This is a genomic window from Wolbachia endosymbiont of Nomada ferruginata (assembly GCF_001675785.1).
Taxonomy (GTDB): Bacteria; Pseudomonadota; Alphaproteobacteria; order Rickettsiales; family Anaplasmataceae; genus Wolbachia; species Wolbachia pipientis.
This window is the reverse complement of sequence record NZ_LYUY01000175.1, coordinates 1-800: the sequence shown is the minus strand read 5'-3', so window position 1 is coordinate 800 and position 800 is coordinate 1. Positions and strand designations below refer to the sequence as shown.

2 pseudogenes are annotated in these 800 nt (G+C 34.4%); both read right to left on the bottom strand.

Annotated elements, in window-relative coordinates:
* Positions 1-14: 14 nt before the first annotated feature.
* Positions 15-525: pseudogene (locus BA053_RS08820) on the bottom strand (transposase); the annotation flags it as partial.
* A 165-nt stretch (positions 526-690) separates the two neighbouring features.
* Positions 691-800, bottom strand: a pseudogene (locus BA053_RS08225) (UDP-N-acetylmuramoylalanyl-D-glutamate--2,6-diaminopimelate ligase); the annotation flags it as partial.

Here is an 800-nt window from a genome sequence, read left to right as displayed (position 1 = left end):
CTCCATAGTGATCAGCCGTTACTGTATTTTACAGCTATGGCTTTTTTGCTGTTTGTATTCAACATTACATGCAATTTTCTTGTCTGTTCATAGCTGCGATACTTTCTATCTTCGCTATTTTCTTTGCTATGACCAGGAGTGTTGTTGTATATACTAATTCCTGTACTGTCTATAGCAATTTCGATATCTTCCATATTATTTTCTGCAATCATTGATCTTAATATTGAGTTTCTTAAACCTTCTTGATGATTGTGAATAGCTGATAACTTGCAAATTTTTCCCAATTTGCTCAAGGTATCCTGCTATAAACCCAACTGTTTGCCTCAGGCCTATTCTAAATAAACAAGTTATTATGTGCACCAAAATTACAACTTTATCGCTATAAATATTGTTGCCACCTGGTATTTTTGGACCATTCTCGTACCACTTTTCTATGGCTTCGTTGATATAATGAAAAATATTTCCTCTTTTTTCTAGAAATTTGTTATATTCGCTATGGTTACTGACCCTCATTTTTTGTGGCATATTTTTTCTTTCAAGGTTAAATGGCTATTTTATAATGAATTTTGTCAGTAGCCACCAGATTTTTTCAGTTGCTATGCAACAAAGCCATCCCAGTGTCAAGCACTGGGATGACATCACTTTTGCTTCAATATTCGCACATTAGCGGAGGTAAGCCCATTGCGAAAATCAGTATGTTAAGGCATGATTTTTAATAACCTCAACATCGCTAAATTCAAAAGTTTGGTTGCCTATAATTTGAAATTTCTCATTTCCCTTTCCTGCAACTAGCAGAATCA